This is a genomic window from Pectobacterium cacticida (genome assembly GCF_036885195.1).
GTDB classification, from domain to species: domain Bacteria; phylum Pseudomonadota; class Gammaproteobacteria; order Enterobacterales; family Enterobacteriaceae; genus Pectobacterium; species Pectobacterium cacticida.
The window spans coordinates 1,490,274-1,504,445 of record NZ_CP133656.1; the positions used below are offsets into that span (position 1 = coordinate 1,490,274).

The following is a 14,172-nucleotide window of genomic DNA, read 5'->3' on the forward strand; positions in this document are numbered from 1 at the left end:
CAAATGAATCTCAGAATGACTTAGCCGCGGAGTTCATTCGCGCGGCGAAAGCGACCCTGATAATCAAACAGTTTCTCACGTATCTGCCAAAATTTGCCTTTTTTGCGGGCTACCACAAAGTCGGGGGCACGTAATAAAGCCTGCTGCGCGATAATATCAGTGGCCTGCTGCCAGGTCAGCGGTATTCCCGGTGCCCGTTGGTGCACGCGGAGAAACTGTTGCAGAAAAACGTGGCGCTGGGCGGATGTGTGTAGGCGAAAACGCTCACTGACCTCTGCGCCGTCCTCGTCGTGATAGGTGATGGTTAGCCATTCGCCCTTCGCATCCCGCCCTTGTTCAAACGCCATGCCGCTACAGCGTAAAACCAACGCATCTTTCAGCTTCAGCGCGGCTTTTAGCATGTCATCAGGATCGACCAAGACTTCCTCGCACTGGTGACAGCGTCGGGCTGCGATATCATTTTCTGCGCCGCAGTGTGGGCAGACTTTGAAACGAAACCGGAAGTCACACTGTAGACGCTGCCCGTTTTCCGTCATTTCCCACCCTTGGCAGCGGCGTCCATAATGTTCTAGGATTTCGCCGTTTGACGCGGTTTTGCCCCAAAATAGGTTGGCAAACCCGCATTGAGGACAAAAAACTTGTACCGGCTGGCTATCGCCGTGTGGCTTGCTATTGCCGACTTCGGGCGTATAGAGATCGTGCGGGTTGCCTGCGTAATCCAGTATCAGGCAGTCTGTTTTTTCTGGATACAAGCGAAGACCGCGCCCAACAATTTGCTGATACAGACTGACGGACTCGGTTGGGCGAAGAATGGCGATGAGATCGACATGGGGGGCATCAAAGCCGGTGGTTAGCACGGCGACGTTGACCAGATACCGCAGCGACTGCTGTTTGAAGGCGTTAATCAGCGCATCGCGTTCAATTACAGGAGTATCGGCACTGACTAGCGCCGCCTGGCCGACAGGGAGCAGGGCGGTAATTTCCTTAGCATGTTCGACGGTTGCGGCAAAAATCATTACGCCGCGCCGGGTTTGCGCATAGTCGACAATTTGGCTGATAATCTGCGGCGTAATACGCTGTTGACGTTTGAGTTCGTGATTCAGGTCCGCCTCGCTGAAAAGCCCATTGCTGCGAGCGGCAAGTGTGCTGAAATCATACTGTACCACGGGCATATCAAGCCGATTGGGCGATACCAGAAAACCCTGTTTGATCATATAACGCAGCGGCAATTCATAGATACAATCGCGGAATAGACAATGCTCATCGCCGCGTACCATACCGTGATAGTGGTACTGATATATCCAACCTTTCCCCAGCCGATAGGGCGTCGCAGTGAGACCGAGCAGTCGCAACCGAGGGTTGGTTTTTTGCAGGTGGTGGATGATGTGTTGATACTGGCTGTTTTCATCGTCGCTAATACGATGACATTCATCAATGATCAGCAGTGAAAAGGCACGATCGAACTGGCTGAGGTTGCGTGCAACGGACTGCACACTGCCGAAAACCACTTTCCCCTGACTCTCTCGCTGCTGTAATCCTGCGGCGAAGATATCCGCCTCCAGCCCCCAGGCGCAGTATTTTTCGTAGTTTTGCGCAACCAACTCTTTGACGTGGGCCAGCACGAGTACACGGCCACGAGCAAGCCGCGCCAATTCGGCGATGATCAGGCTTTTCCCGGCGCCGGTCGGAAGAACAATGACAGCCGGTTGAGTATGGTGACGAAAATAATTGAGCGTGGCGGAAACCGCTTCACGCTGGTATGGGCGGAGCGTGAATGCCATTCGCTAGTGACGGCAGATTTTACTGGCACTTGTGGTAAAGCCCGACTCATGCGGGATAAATTTTCCACGTTCCGAAAGGAACTGCACTAACGTCGTGGCCGTCATATTGTCGGCAGAGCAGGTATGAAAACGCGCATTTTGACCGAAACGGGCTTCTATCGTGCTAATCAGTTGTTCAGTGGTAAACGACTCGCCTGAGCTGAGCATCATTTGCAGTACTTCATGACCGTGAATAGATGACATGTGATTACCCCCAAAAGATAAATCAGCACCTATTATGCCCGCCGATATCCTAGAGAGCGAGTAGTTTGCCGCATGCATCCAATCTGCCGAGTGCCGATTAAAAAGGGCGAACGATACAATGGGAATTGCAGGACGAGCCAATAAAGCCTCGGTATACTACGATCCTATGATTTGAAACAGGTAGTTTTTGAAACAGGTAATGAGTGTTAATGCGATTGGATAAATTTCTTTCCCAGCATTTGGGGATCAGCCGTTCGCTGGTGGCGCGTGAACTGCGTGCGCAGCGTGTTACGGTGGATGGCGATGTAGTAAAGAGCGGTGCATTTAAGTTATCTCCTGAGCATCAGGTTGAATTTGATGGCAACCCGCTGGAGCAATTGAATGGGCCGCGCTATTTCATGCTGAATAAGCCGCAAGGTTATGTCTGTTCAACTGACGATCCCGACCACCCCACGATTTTGTATTTTATGGATGTCCCTGTCGCGCATAAACTGCACGCGGCGGGGCGTCTGGATATCGATACCACAGGGCTGGTGTTGCTCACTGACGACGGGCAATGGTCGCATCGAATTACTTCGCCTAAACACGAATGTGAAAAAACGTATCTGGTGACGCTAGAACAACCTCTGGCAGAGGATACCGCCGCGCGGTTTTCGGCGGGCGTGCAACTGCATAATGAGAAAGATCTTACCAAACCGGCAACGCTTGAGCAGGTTTCTGAACATGTGGTCCGGCTGACGATCGGTGAAGGGCGCTATCATCAGGTGAAAAGGATGTTTGCCGCGGTAGGGAATCGGGTCGTGGCGCTGCACCGTGAGCGCATAGGCGATATTTATCTGGATAGTCAACTGGAGCCGGGAGCATACCGGGCGTTACGTGATGAAGAGATTGCCAGCGTAAAATAAGGCGACTCACCATTCCCCTCTTTCTTCTCTGGAGTTATTAGTGCGATTACGCCGTTCTTCTCATCTTGGCCTGATCTTTATCCTTGGCCTGATTTCGATGCTAATGCCGCTGGCCATCGATATGTATTTGCCTGCCTTACCGACTATTGCTAACGAGTTTGGCGTGGGAAGTGGGCAAGTTCAAATGACGCTCAGTACCTATGTACTGGGTTTTGCGCTAGGTCAGATGTTTTATGGGCCGATGGCGGATAGCCTGGGGCGTAAGCCGGTAATTCTTGGCGGCACATTGGTTTTTGCGTTCGCTGGTGCTGCCTGTGCGCTGGCACAAACGATAGAACACCTGATTTATATGCGTTTCTTACATGGCATTTCTGCCGCAGCAGCGTCGGTGGTAATTAACGCATTGATGCGCGATATGTTTTCACGGGATGATTTTTCTCGCATGATGTCGTTTGTTGTGTTGGTAATGACCATTGCGCCGTTGATAGCGCCCATTGTCGGCGGCTGGTTGCTGTTGTTGTTTAGCTGGCATGCCATTTTCTGGACCATTTCCGGGGCGGCGTTTCTGACATCTGCGTTGATTTTCTTTTTTATTAAGGAAACCTTACCGCCCGCGAAGCGGCAAGCGTTCCATTTACGTACGACCATAGGTAATTTTGCCATTTTATTCCGCCATAAACGGGTATTTAGCTATATGGTGGCCAGTGGACTATCGTTTTGCGGTATGTTTTCTTTCCTGAGTGCCGGACCATTTGTCTATATTGATCTCTATGGCGTGTCCCCCCAGCATTTTGGCTACTACTTTGCTTTGAACATCGTCTTCCTATTTATAATGACGCTATTTAACAGCCGTAATGTACGCCGGTTAGGTGCTATGTCGATGTTTCGAACGGGATTAATCATTCAGTGTGTGATGGGAATATGGCTGATTATTGTCTGTTTGTTCGATCTCGGCTTCTTGCCATTAGTGTTTGGCGTGGCGCTGTTTGTCGGTTGTATAGCCATGGTGGCGTCGAACGCGATGGCAGTGATTCTTGACGGTTTTCCGCATATGGCCGGCACGGCTTCGTCGCTCGCGGGCACATTACGCTTTGGCCTTGGCGCTGTCGTAGGTCTTATCCTCTCACTGGCTTCTTTTAATAGTGCCTGGCCGATGGTAATTTCAATGGCTGCCTGCTCGATGGGGGCCATCCTATTGTATTTATTCGCACATCGTAGCAACGCATCCTGATTTTTATCTCCTTATCAGATGCAGGTGGGGCATACCTGCATCTATCCCGCCTTTCTCTTATCCCGTATTTTCCTTTTCATTGCGCCAATCGAATCCCATTTTTGTTTTGTGAATGTAAAATATTTAATGCATAAGTGAAAAAATGGAATTAAAAGAGTTGAGATTTTAAAGGGAAAAGGTTACATATAACCGGAAAAGAGGATTGAATCGTGATCCGTTTGGCATTAATACCACTTGCAATCGGGATATTTATCGAGTACTTCGGTCTGAAATGCAGGGTTTGTTGTTTTTTTGTTCACAAAAGGTAGCGGTAAAGGGTATATACACGCTACTATGATAAATATGTTATTATTTTGTGAATAATTACCAGAGGATAACAGTTGTGAACAGTTTTCAACTTTCGGTAGTACATCGTTTGCCGCAAAGTTATCGCTGGTTATCGGGTTTTACAGGCATCAACGTTGAACCGATTCCGCTGAGCGGCAGAGAAGAAGATAATAATCTGATTGGGCTTAAGCTATTGAGTCATGACGGCAATATGGCATGGGATATTATGCGCCAATTGCATCAATCCTTGTCTGAAATACAGGTCGAATGCGCTGTGCTTGAGTGGGAAGGTGAACCCTGCCTGTTTTTACATCGTAATGATGAAAGTGCGGCAATGTGCCGCCTGAAGAATGTCGGTGTCGCTATCGCTGAATCGGTGTCGGCACAGTACCCTCTTTAAACCGCAGCATTAATGAATTCGCGCTGCGGTATCCCTTTTTATGTCAATGATGTCTCCGCTAGACAAGAGGAAAACTGTAACAGTTCACGCGTGTAAGGTTCGACAGGATGCGTGAATACCTGTTTACATAACCCTTGTTCAACAACGTTGCCTTGTCGTAATACCATGACCTGATGGCACAGTGACCGAACAATCTGCAAATCATGACTGATAAATAAATAGGCAATTCTGTGCTTTTCCTGCAATGATTTCAGGAGCGCCAAAATTTGCGCCTGTACTGTTCTGTCCAAAGACGACGTTGGTTCATCGAGGATCAACAGTTCAGGTTGCAGTATTATGGCTCGCGCGATAGCGATGCGTTGACGTTGACCGCCGGAGAATTCGGATGGATAGCGGAAGCGAGTGGCGGGGTCCAATCCAACTTCCTGCATTGCTTCAATCACCCGCTGGTCACGTGCTGTTTGACTCAATCTATGGTGGACGGTCAGCCCCTCGGCAATAATTTGCTCTACATTGAGCCGCGGGTTCAACGCAGCGTTAGGATCCTGAAACACCACCTGAATCCGACGGCGGAAGGGCAGCATTTGCTTACGCGTGAGCCCCTGCAAAGGGTTGCCATCAAACCAGATCTCACCGCGTGATTGGATAAGGCGTAAGAGCGCTAGCCCAGTGGTACTTTTTCCAGAACCGGACTCACCCACCAGACCGATGCTCTCACCGCGTCGTAACGTGAAACTGATATTATTAACAACCTGCTTTTCATCGACGGTGCGACGCAAAATCCCGCGTTTGATAGGAAACGAGACATGCAGATTTTCCACTCGCAAGAGCGGTTCGTCGTTATCCGCTAGCGGTAACGGTTCTCCGGCGGGTTCGGCATTCAGCAATTGGCGCGTATAAGGGTGCTGAGGGGCGCTAAAAAGCCGCTGACAGCGATTTTGTTCTACCGCTTGACCCGCTTTCATGACCAACACGTTATCCGCCAGCTGACGGACAATATTCAGGTCGTGAGTGATAAAGAGCAGACTCATCCCCATTTCCTGCTTCAGCTCGTTCAGCAAATTCAAGATCTGTGCCTGAACCGTCACGTCCAACGCCGTGGTGGGCTCATCGGCAATCAGTAAATCGGGCCGGGTCAGCAGTGCCATCGCGATCATAACGCGCTGGCGCTCTCCACCGGAAAGCTGATGTGGGAAGTCATGCAGGCGGTTCTTCGCCTGCCGGATACCGACACGATCCAGACAGGCGATCACATCACCACGCGCTGCCTCGGTACGCATGCCGCGATGGAGCGAAAGCACTTCGATGAGCTGCTTCTCAATGGTATGCAAAGGGTTGAGCGACACCATCGGTTCCTGAAAGATCATGGCGATCCGATTCCCTCGCACCTGGCGTAGCGTTTTTTCATCGGCATGCAATAGCGATTGCCCCGCAAAGCGGATATCTCCCTGTGGATACACTACCGGCGGCGACGGGAGTAAACGCAAAATCGACAGAGCGGTGACGCTTTTGCCCGAACCCGATTCGCCGACTATCGCCAAGGTCTCGCCAGCGTTTACCGCCAGTGAAAGCCCATTGACAACGCGCTGTTCCTGGTCGCCTTTGCGGAAGGCAATGCTAAGATTATCTATCTGCAATAATGGTGAACTGGACATATTAATGCGCCTTGCTGGGGTCAAAGGCGTCGCGCACCGCTTCGCCAAGAAAAATGAGTAAGGAAAGCATGACGGAAAGGACAATAAATACGGTAATACCTAGCCACGGCGCCTGAAGGTTGTTTTTCCCCTCCAGCAATAAAGCCCCTAATGACGGAGAGCCCATCGGTAGACCAAAGCCGAGAAAGTCCAGCGATGTGAGCGTGGTAATCGAGCCGCAGAGAATAAAGGGCAGATAGGTCAATGTGGCCACCATCGCATTGGGCAGCATACAGCGGAACATAATGGCACGGTCACTGACGCCCATCGCCTGCGCCGCGCGAATATAGTCAAAATTACGGGTGCGCAAAAATTCCGCTCGCACCACGCCAACCAGGCTCATCCAGCCAAAAAGAACCGTTATAGCGAGGAGCCACCAGAAATCCGGCTGAATAACGCTCGACAGCAGGATGATTAGAAACAATGTCGGCATACCAGACCAGACTTCGATAAAACGCTGGCCCCAGAGGTCAAGACGCCCGCCGTAATAACCCTGAGTCGCCCCTACAACAATCCCGATCACGCTGGACAGTATGGTGAGCGCTAGGCCGAACAGCAGTGAGATGCGGAAGCCATAGAGCACCTGTGCGGCAACATCCTTCCCCTGACTATCCGTACCCAACCAATTCTGCCAGGAGGGAGGGGATGGGAAAGATACCGTAGTGGCGTAATTGATGGTGTCGTAGCTGTAGCGAATCAATGGCCAAATAGCCCAGCCGTTATCGTCGATACGTTCAGCGATGTAAGGATCGCGGAAGTCGGCGGGAGTATCCAATGGCCCGCCAAATACTTTCTCGCTATAGTCAACAAGTACGGGCGTATAGAATTTGCCATCGTATTTTACCAGTAGCGGTTTGTCATTGGCGATCAGTTCGGAAAGTAGGCTGAGGATAAACAGCGCCATGAAAATCCACAACGACCAGTAACCGCGACGATTACTTTTAAAACGCGCCCAACGCGCTTGATTAATCGGGCTTAAGCGGCTCATTAGCGTCCCTCAAAATCGATACGCGGATCCACCAGCGTATAGGTTATGTCGCTGACAATATTGAGTAATAAACCGATCAGCGTAAAGATATACAACGTGCCGAACATCACTGGGTAATCGCGTTGTAGCGTCGCGTCATAGCCCAGCAGACCTAGGCCGTTGAGGGAGAACATCACCTCAATGAGCAGCGAACCGGTGAAAAACATGCTGATAAATGTGGCGGGAAAACCGGCAATGACTAACAGCATGGCGTTACGAAAAACATGGCGGTAGAGAATGCTTTTTTCGTCTAATCCCTTCGCGCGCGCCGTCACCACATATTGCTTACGAATTTCATCCATAAAGGAGTTCTTGGTAAGCATAGTTAAGGCGGCGAAACCGCCAATGACGGAAGCCACAACCGGTAGCGTAATATGCCACAGATAGTCGGTGATTTTGCTGTACCACGGCAGGGTAGCGAAATTGCTGGATACCAACCCGCGCAGCGGGAACCAATCCAGATAGCTGCCGCCCGCGAACAGTACAATCAAAATAATGGCAAATAAAAACGCTGGAATGGCATAACCGATGATAATCAGCGTACTACTCCAGGTATCAAACGGAGTACCGTTCTGCACGGCTTTTCTGATCCCTAAGGGAATGGAGATTAGGTAGACAATTAGCGTACTCCATAGCCCCAACGTAATTGAAACCGGCATACTCTCTTTAATGAGTTGCAACACTGACGACCCGCGAAACAGACTGTCGCCGAAGTCAAAACGCACATAGTCCCACAGCAGTTTAAAATAGCGTTCATGAAGCGGCTTATCGAAGCCATAACGCTGGGTAATTTCCTTAATGACTTCGGGATCGAGCCCGCGGGAGCCTCGATACGCGTTCTCAATATTAGGGGCGCCAGTGGTGCCAACGCGCGCCATGCTGGCATCCATCCCGCTGTTGGCTGTAAAACCGCTGCCATGGCCCATTTCAATTGCCGCAATGGCTTGATCCACCGGGCCGCCGGGGGCAATTTGAACGATGAAAAAGTTAATCGTGATAATCGCCCATAGGGTTGGAATGACCAGCAATAGGCGGCGTAACAGATAGGTTCCCATTTTGCTTCCTTAACGTCGCGCTGCGGGTAGGGTGGCTGCCCGTTTGGTATCGTACCACCAACTATCAAGACCTAATGAATAAGCCGGCCGCACCGCAGGCATACCAAACTTGTTCCAATAGGCGAAACGGTCATGATTGGAATACCACATCGGGATCATCAGCTGATTCCAGGTCAGCACCCGATCCAGTGCCCGGCCTAGTGATAGCAAAGGCGCTTTTTGCCCTTGATGGTCAACGATGTCCTGAATGAGTGAATCGATAGCCGGATCGCTGACCCCCGGCCTGTTGTAGGTTGAATCGATATACTGTGAACTCCAGCGAATTTGCAGGTCATCACTAGGATAGAGAACCGCGCTGTAAACGGTTGGCGTCATATCGAAATCCCGCGTACGGATACGGTTGGTGAACTGCGCGCTATCGATATTGCGTACCGTCATGGTAATGCCTAATTTTTTCAAACTTTGTTGAAAAGGCAGGACATATTGTGAATTACCGGCGCTTGGCAGCAACAATTCAAAGATAAACGGCTGACCGGTTTTACGATTCACCAGCTTCTGGTCTCTTAATTCCCACCCTGCGTCTTCCAGCAATTTTAGGGCCTTAAGCCAGTTTTTCCGGTCATAGCCGCTGCCGTCTGAGGCGGGAGGTTGATAGCTCGGCCCAAAGACTTCAGGGGGGACTCTGTCCTTCAACGGTGTCAGCCAGGCGAGCTCATCGGCACTGGGTTTACCCTGTGCGGCATATTCGGTGTTTTGAAAATAACTATCGGTACGTTGATAAGCATTATAATACAAAGCCTTATTCATCCAGTTGAAATCAAAGGCCAGCGTCAATGCCTGGCGCACACGGCGATCTTGAAAAAGCGGGCGTTGAATATTAAATGCTAACCAGCGCGTACTTTGTGCCGATTGATTGAGTTGATCCTGTTTGATGATGTAACCACGCGCAAAATTCCCTCCCTGATATTGCGTTGCCCAGTGTTTTGGCGACCCTTCCTCACGCAGGTCGAAAGCCCCGGCTTTAAACGCTTCCAGCGCGACGCTGTCATCCAGATAGTAGTCGTAGCGGATCTTATCGAAATTATACTGACCCCTATTGACGGGAAGATCGGCGGCCCAATAGTCTTTGACGCGTGAATAGGTGACATATTGCCCCGTTTTGTAGGCGGTAATGCGATAAGGGCCGCTAGCAGGCGGTGGATAGCCGAGCGGATCGCTGAGTTTATGATTTTGCCAAAATTTCTCCGGCATAATGGGTAGCGTCAATAGGCTAAACATGCGATTTTTATCGGGTTGCGGGAAGTCAAAGCGTACGGTACGGGGGGCAACGGCTTTCGCGGTAACCCCTTTAAAGTAAAGACGAAATTGGGGGACGCCCTGCGTCATGAACATGTCGTAGGTAAACACCACGTCAGCGGCGGTGATCGATGAGCCATTATGGAAACGCGCGTTAGGATTAATGTCAATCTCGATCCAACGGAAATCCGGCGGATGGCGCGTTGTCAACGCGACCAGGGGATAGTAGCTGCCGGGTTCGTCATCGGAAGAGACAAAGAGTGGATCGTAGAGTCGCTCGGTACGTGCCGCCGCCACGCCGCGTAGCGCATACCGATTAAAATTATCAAAGGTGCCCAGAGCGCTCAGTGTGATACTGCCACCTTTTGGCGCATCGGGGTTGGCATAATCAAAATGACTGAAATTTTCACCATATTTAGGTTCGCCCAAAAGCGCGAAGCGGGTGCTGTTTTCAATCGTCTCGGCATGCAGACCAAAATGGGTTGTGCATAGCAATACGGCAGCGATAACGCGTTTTAACATCTGACGGTAATCTCCTGCGAGTGGCCGTTATCTGGTTGGTGTCGTCTGAGGCAGACTAGTCATACCATATTATCAATAACGCCGATTTTATCGGCATAAAGCTATTGAAATAATTGGCATTCCCATAGGGAATACGACAGCTTTACTTTTTATCATGAAATCAGGTGATAAACCTACCTTAATCGCGGCCTGTTAATGTTTCATATTGTTGAGGAAATTCTATTTTGCGCGGTAGGCCGCAGAAGAAGAAATGATTGGATGGAAAGCGGAATTAAACGCATAAAAAACGCCACTCAATTTATAAGCGGCGTCAATACTGTTTCGTTTCGTTGGTTCGCAGGGTAACGCTATAACTAATAGAACCCTCATCGCTAAGGGCGGGGATTGTTTAGCTCGTTTTTCCTTTGCTCAGCACTCTGCGCCCTTCTTGATAACGCTTACTCCAGTAAGTTTCCGTTATTTTGGAAATCATGACACCATTACTGGTCGAGGCATGGACAAATTGATCGTTACCGAGATAAATACCGACGTGGCGACCGGTCGAGCCGGTGCGGAACAACACAAGATCCCCAACGCGCAATTTACTACGCTGAATTTTTTGACCTGTTTCTTGTTGTTCATAGGTTGAACGCGGTAAATCTATGCCAAACTGTTCGCGAAACGTGCGCTGAACGAAGGCTGAGCAGTCAATGCCACGACGGCTATCCCCCCCTAAACGGTAGCGAACGCCTTTCCAACTGGCATATTGACTAAGTAATTTGGACTTGATGTCTACGTTACGCACCAACGCTTCGAATTCATCCTGAGAGGCTTGCAGTAAAAGACCGTCTTTGTCATTAACTGCATGCATATCAGTTTGAGCTTTAGGGTGGTATACACTTTGACTTCCACATGCGGAGAGCATCATTGCTACCGCGACGGCAGGCACTGCCCGCCAGATGTATCTCAGAAACGGTTGAGATTTGACCATTAGTATGATGTTCCCTTGCTGTCCTTAACGATAAGCATCGTTATGCAATATCCCCACTTCAATGGGGCATCAACGCCAAACGAAAACGAAACCCAGACTAAAACAGAGTTTCTTCCTAGCCAAACGTTCATCGACAAAAATGTGCCGAAATGCACATTATTTCTCTTGCCGCCGCTAACGTAGTGTGTACTAAAAAGCGAACCTGAACGAGACTACCGTAGTGGCGGCAGGATTGCGAGGAATTTTAACTAATTTATTTATAAGATTTAATGATGTACGCAAACCTAAAATGACTAGGTAAAGAATCCGAAATTTTTGGAATTAGTGCCGTCTATTTTTAGGTAACAGGCGATCTAACAGTGCGATAGCCGCATCGCTTGCGGGCGTTATCAGCCACCAACTCAGCCCCACCAGAACGACGGATAACGATCCAACGGCGATATCGGTAAACCAGTGAGCGCCAATCATGATGCGAGGCAATGAGAAGATCACGGTTATGGCCAGACCGACAGCGAAGGCGGTACGAGTAAAATAGCGCAACATGAAGGCGGCAAAGATCATTAGCATCATACCATGGTCGCCGGGGAAGCTGTCCGCTGACGCATCCTTAGTGGGAATGCCCGTTAAATCCGAAACACGGTTGATATCGCTAAAATAGAGCGTCGGGCTGGCGTGTTGCACCGGTAATAAGTGTCCAGCCTGATTTAATACCACTGCCGTGAGCAGCATGATAACACCGATAATCCATAAACGGCGGCGCTCCATTGAGGTTGCCTTAAGATAAAACGAGAGGTATAGCAAGCCCATGGCAATGAGCGAGCAACCGTCAAAGGCGCGGTTATTGGTAATGGCGACCAGTTGCAAAAACACCGGGCTCTCGGCCAGTAGCCGGTTGAAATAGAAAAAAATGCTGCTATCGAGGGTAAGCCAGAAACCGTGGTTCTCAGGGAGATACCAGGATAAAAACAGGCCAATCCCCAAAATATTGAGCACGACGATAGACGATAAACGGGCAAATGACATAAGGCAATCATCCTAAGACAAAGAAATCTAAGCTTAGCTTATGCTAGTTAAACGAGCCTTTAACAGCGATGCCTGTAACGTATTCCATTCTGCGGGGGCTTCATTTATGACTTCGATACGGCTATCTATCGGCATTGTCGAGCGGGTTTCTATATGTAAATCATGTCCCTGGCGGTTAACAACAAGTGTCCCTTCTTTTATGTGCATGACGCCTTTAACCCGGCTCACGGGAGAAAGGCGAACCCAATCCAATAGAGCCGCAGTATCAAAACGTGTTTCTGGGGCGAATACCCAACCGCAGGCGTGGTAACCCTGCCCCTGGCTGAGAGAACGTCGCCAGGATTGCCCATCCGGTAGTTTCAGCGCGGCTAAACCGTGGGTTGGTCTTGATGTATGGTGATGCGCGCCATCAGGGATCTCTCGCATATTATGTCGTGGTTGATCGAGCTGTTGCCAATCAATCTTGCCCTGGCTGGTTTCAATGATTTGCCGCCCATTGCCGTTCGTCTGTCGCCAATGCTGTAAGGCCGCGAGCTCGTCAGAGCTATAAGTATCGTATTTATTCGCGATAATGATGTCGGCGGCGGCGAGCTGATCGCGGAAATTCTCATTTTCTGTATAGCGAAGATCGCTTAACTGGCGTGCGTCCAGCAGGCACAAGGTTGCCTGCAACGTTAGCCACGGCTGATAAACATCACTGGTTAACAACGCGAGAATTTGTTTAGGATGGCCAAGCCCTGTGGGCTCAATAAGTAGACGATGTGGTTTTTTCTGTTGCAGCAACATATTCAGGCCAACTTGCATCGGCAAGCCGTTTACGCAGCACATACAGCCGCCGGGTATTTCTTTTAACACCGCCCCGCTGTCCGCGAGTAGCGCGCCGTCAATACCTACCTCGCCGAATTCATTAACCAGCACGGCCCAAACTTCATTTTCCGGTTTTTGTGATAAAAGATGACGGATAGTGGTGGTTTTGCCACTCCCTAAAAATCCGGTAATTAAATTGGCTTTCGTTAACATAACAGGCCCCTCTACGGTAGGGAAAATCAGGTACGCCGGATAGATCATCCGGCGACAAGTCCGACGCGCGCGGCAAGAGATTACTCTGCGCGGCCCATGTAGCGGCGCTCTGGGATATGAATACGGATTTTTTCACCGGCGCTCAGGTATTCTGGCACGGGAATGATCAACCCCGTACTCATGGTCGCGGGCTTGTTACGTGCACTGGCTGAGGCACCTTTAATACCTGGTGCGGTATCAATAATTTCCAGCTCGACCGTTTGCGGCAGTTCTAGCGCAATGATTTGTCCGTCCCAGCTCAAGACCTGAATCCCCGGCATACCGCCTTCAGGAATAAACAGTAACTCGTCGGCGATTTGATCTTTTTTGAAGATATAGGGGGTATAGTCTTCATCATCCATAAAGACATATTCATCGCCGTCGACATAGGAGAAGGTAACCGTGCGGCGGGTTAACGTAATGGTATCGAGAATGTCGTCGCCTTTAAAACGTTCTTCTACTTTCAAACCGGTGCGGACATCCGAAAAGCGCATTTTATACAGCGTGCTGGCGCCGCGGGCGCTGGGACTCTGGATGTCGATATCTTTTACCAGCAATAATTTATCGTTATAGTTAACGACCATACCGCGTTTAATTTCATTCGCTCTTGCCATAAAAATTACCTGTTGTAAGGAGTGT

At 49.9% G+C, this 14,172-nt stretch carries 13 protein-coding genes; 3 read left to right on the plus strand and 10 right to left on the minus strand.

What is annotated here, in order from left to right; all coding sequences use genetic code 11:
* Window positions 1-20: 20 nt before the first annotated feature.
* Window positions 21-1,781 (minus strand): DEAD/DEAH box helicase, encoded by a 1,761-nt coding sequence (locus tag RFN81_RS07125; protein WP_264498414.1) that lies wholly within the window; start codon window positions 1,779-1,781, stop codon window positions 21-23.
* 3 nt (window positions 1,782-1,784) lie between these two features.
* Window positions 1,785-2,024 carry a YecH family metal-binding protein gene (locus RFN81_RS07130; protein WP_264498415.1) on the minus strand — a complete coding sequence of 80 codons (240 nt, stop codon included), beginning with the start codon at window positions 2,022-2,024 and terminating at the stop codon, window positions 1,785-1,787.
* A gap of 209 nt (window positions 2,025-2,233) precedes the next feature.
* Here RFN81_RS07130 and rsuA point away from each other — a divergent pair, with 209 nt between their 5' ends.
* The 3 genes from rsuA (at window position 2,234) to RFN81_RS07145 (ending at window position 4,887) form a co-directional block, all read left to right on the plus strand.
* Complete coding sequence (rsuA, locus tag RFN81_RS07135) at window positions 2,234-2,929, plus strand: 16S rRNA pseudouridine(516) synthase RsuA (RefSeq protein WP_264498416.1); 696 nt, start codon at window positions 2,234-2,236, stop codon at window positions 2,927-2,929.
* Window positions 2,930-2,969: 40 nt separating this feature from the next.
* Window positions 2,970-4,160, plus strand: coding sequence for a Bcr/CflA family multidrug efflux MFS transporter (locus tag RFN81_RS07140; RefSeq protein ID WP_264498417.1), 1,191 nt, complete (start codon window positions 2,970-2,972; stop codon window positions 4,158-4,160).
* Between the two features lie 382 nt (window positions 4,161-4,542).
* Window positions 4,543-4,887: a YejG family protein gene (locus RFN81_RS07145; protein WP_264498418.1), complete on the plus strand. Its 345-nt coding sequence runs from the start codon at window positions 4,543-4,545 to the stop codon at window positions 4,885-4,887.
* A 38-nt stretch (window positions 4,888-4,925) separates the two neighbouring features.
* Here RFN81_RS07145 and yejF read toward each other — a convergent pair whose 3' ends face one another.
* From yejF to yeiP, 8 genes are all read right to left on the minus strand, one after another.
* Window positions 4,926-6,542 carry a microcin C ABC transporter ATP-binding protein YejF gene (gene yejF, locus RFN81_RS07150; protein WP_264498419.1) on the minus strand — a complete coding sequence of 539 codons (1,617 nt, stop codon included), beginning with the start codon at window positions 6,540-6,542 and terminating at the stop codon, window positions 4,926-4,928.
* Window position 6,543: 1 nt separating this feature from the next.
* Entirely contained in the window at window positions 6,544-7,569 is a 1,026-nt protein-coding gene (locus RFN81_RS07155; protein WP_264498420.1) for an ABC transporter permease, read from the minus strand.
* Entirely contained in the window at window positions 7,569-8,663 is a 1,095-nt protein-coding gene (locus tag RFN81_RS07160; protein ID WP_264498421.1) for a microcin C ABC transporter permease YejB, read from the minus strand. Before RFN81_RS07160 ends, RFN81_RS07155 begins: the two co-directional genes overlap by 1 nt.
* Window positions 8,664-8,672: 9 nt before the next feature.
* Complete coding sequence (locus RFN81_RS07165) at window positions 8,673-10,481, minus strand: extracellular solute-binding protein (RefSeq protein ID WP_264498422.1); 1,809 nt, start codon at window positions 10,479-10,481, stop codon at window positions 8,673-8,675.
* A 388-nt stretch (window positions 10,482-10,869) separates the two neighbouring features.
* Window positions 10,870-11,451 carry a bifunctional murein DD-endopeptidase/murein LD-carboxypeptidase gene (gene mepS, locus RFN81_RS07170; RefSeq protein ID WP_264498423.1) on the minus strand — a complete coding sequence of 194 codons (582 nt, stop codon included), beginning with the start codon at window positions 11,449-11,451 and terminating at the stop codon, window positions 10,870-10,872.
* Window positions 11,452-11,772: 321 nt separating this feature from the next.
* On the minus strand, window positions 11,773-12,474 hold the full coding sequence (locus RFN81_RS07175) for a phosphatase PAP2 family protein (RefSeq protein WP_264498424.1): 702 nt from the start codon (window positions 12,472-12,474) through the stop codon (window positions 11,773-11,775).
* A 33-nt stretch (window positions 12,475-12,507) separates the two neighbouring features.
* Complete coding sequence (locus RFN81_RS07180) at window positions 12,508-13,494, minus strand: CobW family GTP-binding protein (RefSeq protein WP_264498425.1); 987 nt, start codon at window positions 13,492-13,494, stop codon at window positions 12,508-12,510.
* 80 nt (window positions 13,495-13,574) lie between these two features.
* Window positions 13,575-14,147, minus strand: a complete 573-nt coding sequence (gene yeiP, locus RFN81_RS07185; RefSeq protein WP_264498426.1) for an elongation factor P-like protein YeiP — start codon at window positions 14,145-14,147, stop codon at window positions 13,575-13,577.
* Between the last annotated feature and the right edge of the window lie 25 nt (window positions 14,148-14,172).

Bases quoted from the DNA above. Each gene is read 5' to 3' on its own strand.
- yeiP (WP_264498426.1), bottom strand. From the start codon at position 14,147: ATGGCAAGAGCGAATGAAATTAAACGCGGTATGGTCGTTAACTATAAC.
- RFN81_RS07125 (WP_264498414.1), bottom strand. From the start codon at position 1,781: ATGGCATTCACGCTCCGCCCATACCAGCGTGAAGCGGTTTCCGCCACG.
- RFN81_RS07160 (WP_264498421.1), bottom strand. From the start codon at position 8,663: ATGGGAACCTATCTGTTACGCCGCCTATTGCTGGTCATTCCAACCCTA.
- RFN81_RS07165 (WP_264498422.1), bottom strand. From the start codon at position 10,481: ATGTTAAAACGCGTTATCGCTGCCGTATTGCTATGCACAACCCATTTT.
- RFN81_RS07180 (WP_264498425.1), bottom strand. From the start codon at position 13,494: ATGTTAACGAAAGCCAATTTAATTACCGGATTTTTAGGGAGTGGCAAA.
- RFN81_RS07175 (WP_264498424.1), bottom strand. From the start codon at position 12,474: ATGTCATTTGCCCGTTTATCGTCTATCGTCGTGCTCAATATTTTGGGG.
- RFN81_RS07155 (WP_264498420.1), bottom strand. From the start codon at position 7,569: ATGAGCCGCTTAAGCCCGATTAATCAAGCGCGTTGGGCGCGTTTTAAA.
- mepS (WP_264498423.1), bottom strand. From the start codon at position 11,451: ATGGTCAAATCTCAACCGTTTCTGAGATACATCTGGCGGGCAGTGCCT.
- yejF (WP_264498419.1), bottom strand. From the start codon at position 6,542: ATGTCCAGTTCACCATTATTGCAGATAGATAATCTTAGCATTGCCTTC.
- rsuA (WP_264498416.1), top strand. From the start codon at position 2,234: ATGCGATTGGATAAATTTCTTTCCCAGCATTTGGGGATCAGCCGTTCG.
- RFN81_RS07130 (WP_264498415.1), bottom strand. From the start codon at position 2,024: ATGTCATCTATTCACGGTCATGAAGTACTGCAAATGATGCTCAGCTCA.